The organism is Enterococcus sp. HMSC072F02 (genome assembly GCF_001837725.1).
Classification (GTDB): Bacteria; Bacillota; Bacilli; order Lactobacillales; family Enterococcaceae; genus Enterococcus_B; species Enterococcus_B lactis.
The window spans coordinates 1-5943 of the sequence record NZ_KV833974.1 but is presented as its reverse complement, the minus strand read 5'-3'; the positions used below and the strand labels follow the sequence as shown (position 1 = coordinate 5943).

The window sequence follows — 5943 nt, the reverse complement described above, 5'->3', positions numbered from 1 at the left end:
TTTCTATTTACACAAAATATTTTACACTCTCCGCATCATTGATGTGATTTTACTTTTATGTGAATATCATACGTTATTATCAATTATATTGTAAAGCATTTCCACGTGACAGTTTCCCATCTTGCATGGTGTAAACTTGGTCGACTTTGTCTAGTAAACGTAGATCATGGGTAATCATAACCACACCTCGATTATACTCGTGAGCAATTCGTGCAAGTAGATCAACAACTTGATGCGCACGTTCTGTATCAAGGCTAGCTGTGGGTTCATCAGCTAATATGATGCTTGGGTTATTATATAATGCGCGAGCAATTGCTGCTCTTTGTCGCTCTCCACCGGATAAATCTTTCGGATAAGATCGTAATACCTTGTTTAGATCCAGCAGATCTAATAGTTCTTCACGATTCATTTTTTTTTGAATTTGGCTTGTCTAAACGATCTATTAAATCTAACTGTTCTTGAACATTCAAAAATGGAATCAAATTTGATGCTTGTAAGATAAAACCAAATTCCTTAAAACGCAAAGTTGTTTTTTCTTTTTCAGTCATTTGTGTTGTTTCTTTATTTTTTATAATTATTTGACCACTAGTTGGTGTTTGCAAATTTCCTAGTGTCGTCAAGAAAGTTGTTTTTCCTGATCCTGAAGGACCAACAATAGCAGTAAACTCTCCTTCCTTTAATTCAAAATTGGTAGGGAATAGAGCTTGTGTTAATGTATGTCCACTTCCATATGTCTTGGTGACATTCTTCATTTCTACTAAATTCATTGTTTATTCTCCAATCGCTTCTATAGGATCAATTTTCAAAATCTTAGGCAACGAGATTAGCCCTCCCAAAAGAGCCATTATAATGATTGCTAAACCTAGAAGTGAATAGGCTAGCCAGCTAGGATAAAAGAAAAGGGTTGCCGGTAAAACAAATTTTACTGCCCATACGCCAATAAGTGCCATCAAAACACCCATACCTGATAAAACGAATATTTGACAAAATAGAGACCAGATAATTGTTTTGGATTGAATACCTTGTGCACGCATAATGCCATAAAGCCCTAGTTTTTGAATCATGATAATGTAAATGAAAATACCGACTACTAAACAAGTAATAACTACCAGAGCTATAATCATTCCCATAAACACATTTACTTCCGGTGTGTAGCCAGGAATATTACTGATCATATCTTGTTCGGTTACTTGTACTAAGCCCTCCCCAGAGACATCAACATCATTGTTTAGAACAATTGCTGAAATGGTTTTGGTTGTTTTATCCGTATGCTGTAACTTCCAGTAGGTAGACAAATCAGTATAAATGACCGGCACGGTAAAAAATTTACTGTCATTCGTTATACCGACGACTTTATATTCGTCAGTACTTCCATTTAACTGTATCTGATCGCCCATTTTAATATTATAATTTTCCATCGATTGATCAATGATAACTTCATTCTTACTTTCAGGATAATGACCTTCAATAAGTTTAGGGGCAATAAAACTGTTCCAATTTTGAGCAAAAATTGAGATATTCACTGTCGTATCATCATTTTTTAGATTTGTTACAGCAAACATATATCCTAGGGGGGCCGCGTCATCTGACAACTTATCTTTATAGTTATCTTCAGTAATAAAGGAGGCTGTTAGATTCTTATTTGCATATTTTGAGAGTACTACTCCTGTTGAATCCCAGTTATCCGCTGCGGTTCGGTTATCTCGAACTAAACCAATTGCTAGGCTTGTCATAAAGAAGACCATAAACGATATAAGGAAAACTGTAACTAGGACAAGGCTGTAACGAAGTTTATTGTGTAAAATTTATTTTATTGCAAGATACATTATTTTTATTCCTTTCTATTTTTAACTCCATTGTAAATTAAGTCTACAATTTCTTCTAAACGTTGATTTTGTTGCTGTTCAGTCATTTTTTTATTAAAAATCAGACATTGAACAAACAACATAAGAATCTGACTGGCAATCGCTGAGAACAAGCTCGTTAACGTGATTTTTTCATCTATTTTCGAAAAAAGGGAATGTTCTCTTGTCCAATTATTCTTATTATTGGAATCAATATATGAGAAAAAATCTTGTTGTAACTCTTCGTTTATTAGTATTTCGGACAAGAAAATTAAGACAATCTCTTTATTTTCCATTAGAAATTGATAACGATTAAAAACGATGTAATGAATAATCTCTTTTACTTCTGCTTTTTTTTCAAGATCTTCAAAAAAATCGGAAGTAAAAGCAGGTAATATATGATCTAAAATAGGTGTAAGTAAATTCATCGTTAAATCATGCTTATTTGTAAAAAACTTAAAAATTAGCGCTTTTGAAAAACCGGCTTCTTTCGCGATTTGACTGGTTGAAGTGTTGGATATTCCTTGTTTTGAATAAAGTCTAATAGTAGCTTCTAATATTTTTCGCTTATTCTCTGGCATTTCAGCCATATTTAGCCACTGTTCATAATTCGTCATAATCGTTTCTGACATTTCATACCTACTTTCTATAATATCCCACATCGTGACCGATCGGTCACGATGTGGGATTATAATATCATCTAAAAGTAAATTAGTCAAAAAAAACGCCTAATGCAATTTATGCTGATAAATACCTAAATCTATATGTTACTTAATAGGAACTTATTTCTAATGAAAAAAAGCTGATTTTATGTACACTTCATACTAGTGTACATTTAAGTTGTTTTAAGCTATTGTATTTATATACTTAAAATTACTTATTTTTGATGGGAGTTCAATAGGTGAATCAACAAAAAAGATTGCTGATAATAATGGAAAGACTAAAAAAAGAACAATCGTTAACTTTACAAGACATTATGCAACTTACAGGTGCTTCTAGAGACACGGCTAGAAGAGATACAATAAAACTAGCGGATAACAACCTTGTGATTAGAACTTACGGAGGTATCAGTTTAGCAAATTCGTTTAATAAAATAGATGGATATTTAGGAAGAACAGATCAAGAACTTCAAGTGAAAAAGCAAATTGCTAAAGAAGCAAGTAAACTATTACTTGAAAAGCAAACCGTATATTTAGATGTGTCGACCACAATCTCACTTTTGCCTCAATATTTAGCGAATAGAAACATAAACTTGGCTGTGACAAACTCGATTGACATTGCCGATCAATTCTTAAAGACCACTTCAATCCCTACTACGATTCTTGGAGGAACATTAAATAAAGAAAGCCGTTCAGTTACTGGTGGATACCCAATCTGGGAATTAACTAAGTATCGGTTTGATATTTCTTTCTTAAGTTGTGCGGGTATAAATAATCAGGGAATCTATTATGCCCATGAAGAAGACATCGCAATGAAACAGGTAGTTAGAGAGAAAAGTAACAAAATCGTATTACTATGTGATCATACAAAAATCAATTTATCACATAATTACCTTGTCTACTCGTTTGAAGAAATTGATTATTTGATAACCGATAAAAAAATTCCTGAAGAATTAGCCGTTAGAATAGGAAAGAGCAAAATCATCTACACAAAGGAGAATAGCTATGATTAAAACGATATTATTTGATGTTGATGGAACGATTATTGATACAGAATATGTTATGACACATTCTCTGCAAAAAACATTGCGTGAAGAATTAGAGAAGGAAATCCCGATTAAAGAATTACATTATATTTTAGGTATTCCTGGAAGAGAAGCTATTAAAAAGTTTGTAAATACTGAAGAAGAAGAGGAAACTCTCTTATCAAAATGGGGTGAAAACGTACTTTTATTAGCAGACAATGCTCAAGTTTTTCCGCATATAGAAGAAACATTACAGACATTGCATGTAAAAGGGATTCAATTAGGACTTGTCACATCTAAAACAAAAGAAGAAATGAAAAATGAGTTTGATCGATTTAATTTAAATCAGTATTTTGATATACAAATTACAGCTTCAGATACTAAGTTGCATAAACCTTTTCCGGACCCCATACAAAAGGCAATTGATGAATTGGGCATGAAAAAAGAAGAGACGATTTACATTGGTGATTCATTATATGACATGCAAAGTGCGAAATCTTGTGGAGTCACTTTTGGTTTAGCTAAATGGGGTGCTAAAAACATTGAATCATTTCAAAGTGTAGATATAATTATTGATTCTCCTCAAGAAATACTTGATTTGTTAGAAAAATAGGCAAAGAGCGTGAGATAAGGATAGGGTTTCACGCTCTTTGTTTTTCGCCATTTAAAGATTGAAATTTTTGCCATTTAAAAAGAAAAGTGACAGTTGTGAAGGAGAAAGTTGAAAAAAACTACACCTATCACACCGGCTAAATGCCGATAACAAGATTTTCCTGCTTTTAATTCACTATATTCTTTGTTTTCATTAAATGATTTGATCGATTTAACCGGACTAACTACCATAAGATTTTCTAACAAATCAGCGATTTCCAGAGATGATAATCGATAATAGACATTTCCTCCCTGTTTATAAGACATCACCCAATCAAGAGAATGAAGTTTTTTTATACGATAAGATGCCGTGTGATCTTTTATTTTTGCTTTCTTTGCTAGTTCATGTACAGTATGGAACCTTCCATCCATCAATAAAGTAAGGATCTCAAGTCGCGAATGATCTGCTAAGAGTTTAGTCGTTTGCTGAAGATCAGGAAATCCAGCCATTTTTTCTATCCTTTCACACATCGATGAGCATCGAGGAATAAGCTTAGTATACTATATTCAGAGGTGAGGATTATGTTTAAAAAAATGGAAAAAAGTTTCTATTACGGATTTCCCGTCGTGCTGATGACGACTAAGGATGAGAAGAAGGGATTTTACATGATCCAACTCATATCAATGTGAATAAATGGCAACCTCTTATCTATAAATTCAGGGAATATACAACTGCCAACCAGTCGTTAAGTTTGAATTTTAGATTCCAAGAATTCAAAGAGTCGTAATGATAAACATCGTTAGGTATAAACAAAAAAAGACTCACAGCACGAGTAAAAAACAAATAGAAGCTATAAGGTCGAATGTGACTCTATAGATGCAGTATATGCAGCTTATGAGCATTTCTTCTGTTCTCTTTGTTTTTGGGATCTGTGCTGAAGTCTTTTTTGTTTTTTGCCGCTCTTTCTTTGAAAAATCGATTCTGTTATACCTTCTCCATTACTAATTCAGGCATCTGCTGAGTAATGATTTTTCGCGCAAAAGAAATATCTGTTACCCAAGGTTCGATTTGTTCTTCATTCAAGACAAGCGGCATTCGGTCATGGATTGGTGCAACTGTGCGATTAGGTTCAGTAGTCATTATGATCGATTCTGCTGTTTTTTCATCGTGATGGCTACGATAAAAGCCGCCAATATACACTATTTTTTCCTTATTTGAAAACATAAATTTGTCTTTTTCTTCATTCCACTCATAAAAGCCGCTCATTGGGAAAACACAACGATTTTGCAAAAATGGTTGATGAAAGGTCTTTTTTTCTTCTATTGTCTCTGCTCGGGCATTGATCATCAATTGTCCTTTTTTAAATCCGGTAAATCCCCACTTCATGATTTCCGGAGTGAGATTGTTTTCTTCCTTTTTTCTTAATGTCACAACAAGATTTGACGGAAAAATTTCTCCAGCTGCTAATTCTGCTGCCTGTTCCGGTTGTTTCTTCTGGGCTTCTCGATAATAATTCTGAAGGAGCTCCGACTCTAGATTAAAAAAATAACGACCACACATCCTAATACCTCCCCCATCTTTTTATCTATCATACACTGCAACAAGAAGTTCACACCAACAAAACGTTTTCAATGAATGGAGAATTAAAAAAGTTGTGACAAACTCTCCAGTAAACTTTTTTCTCCTCCAACTCCTCGGTCACAAGTCACAATATCCATCAAATATGAGAAGCTGTTTTTTGAAATTACTCCTTGTGACTCAGAGTGAAACGGCAAGTTCCCGACCTCTGGGTAAACGGTGTTCAATCAGCTGACCCTCGGTAT

Annotated in this window: 6 protein-coding genes and 1 pseudogene; 2 read left to right on the top strand and 5 right to left on the bottom strand. The window is 33.8% G+C overall.

Translation table 11 applies throughout. The features are described 5' to 3' along the window. Positions 1-79: 79 nt before the first annotated feature. The 3 genes and pseudogenes from HMPREF2731_RS14935 to HMPREF2731_RS12100 all read right to left on the bottom strand — a co-directional run bounded on the left by HMPREF2731_RS14935 (position 80) and on the right by HMPREF2731_RS12100 (position 2476). Positions 80-767 (bottom strand): annotated as a pseudogene (locus HMPREF2731_RS14935) (ABC transporter ATP-binding protein). A 3-nt stretch (positions 768-770) separates the two neighbouring features. After that, positions 771-1805, bottom strand: a complete 1035-nt coding sequence (locus HMPREF2731_RS12105; RefSeq protein WP_313960109.1) for an ABC transporter permease — start codon at positions 1803-1805, stop codon at positions 771-773. Between the two features lie 26 nt (positions 1806-1831). Further along, entirely contained in the window at positions 1832-2476 is a 645-nt protein-coding gene (locus HMPREF2731_RS12100; RefSeq protein WP_002308166.1) for a TetR/AcrR family transcriptional regulator, read from the bottom strand. A 269-nt stretch (positions 2477-2745) separates the two neighbouring features. Between HMPREF2731_RS12100 and HMPREF2731_RS12095 the strand changes: the two genes are divergently transcribed. Both HMPREF2731_RS12095 and HMPREF2731_RS12090 read left to right on the top strand, forming a co-directional pair. After that, a complete protein-coding gene (locus HMPREF2731_RS12095; RefSeq protein WP_002344572.1) occupies positions 2746-3516 on the top strand; it encodes a DeoR/GlpR family DNA-binding transcription regulator in 771 nt (256 codons plus the stop codon). Then, the gene (locus HMPREF2731_RS12090) at positions 3509-4141 is read left to right on the top strand and encodes an HAD family hydrolase (RefSeq protein ID WP_070873074.1); all 633 of its coding nucleotides are present in this window, start codon (positions 3509-3511) and stop codon (positions 4139-4141) included. The genes HMPREF2731_RS12095 and HMPREF2731_RS12090 overlap by 8 nt, the downstream gene beginning before the upstream one ends. 74 nt (positions 4142-4215) lie before the next feature. On the opposite strand, the gene HMPREF2731_RS12085 is transcribed toward HMPREF2731_RS12090, so the two are convergent. Beyond that, on the bottom strand, positions 4216-4629 hold the full coding sequence (locus HMPREF2731_RS12085; protein WP_070873071.1) for an ArsR/SmtB family transcription factor: 414 nt from the start codon (positions 4627-4629) through the stop codon (positions 4216-4218). A 475-nt stretch (positions 4630-5104) separates the two neighbouring features. Then, positions 5105-5680, bottom strand: a complete 576-nt coding sequence (locus HMPREF2731_RS12075; protein ID WP_002345376.1) for an SOS response-associated peptidase — start codon at positions 5678-5680, stop codon at positions 5105-5107. Positions 5681-5943 lie beyond the last annotated feature (263 nt).

Excerpts from the sequence above, each read along its gene's own strand:
- HMPREF2731_RS12100 (WP_002308166.1), bottom strand. The coding sequence starts at position 2,476 with ATGTCAGAAACGATTATGACGAATTATGAACAGTGGCTAAATATGGCT.
- HMPREF2731_RS12090 (WP_070873074.1), top strand. The coding sequence starts at position 3,509 with ATGATTAAAACGATATTATTTGATGTTGATGGAACGATTATTGATACA.
- HMPREF2731_RS12085 (WP_070873071.1), bottom strand. The coding sequence starts at position 4,629 with ATGGCTGGATTTCCTGATCTTCAGCAAACGACTAAACTCTTAGCAGAT.
- HMPREF2731_RS12075 (WP_002345376.1), bottom strand. The coding sequence starts at position 5,680 with ATGTGTGGTCGTTATTTTTTTAATCTAGAGTCGGAGCTCCTTCAGAAT.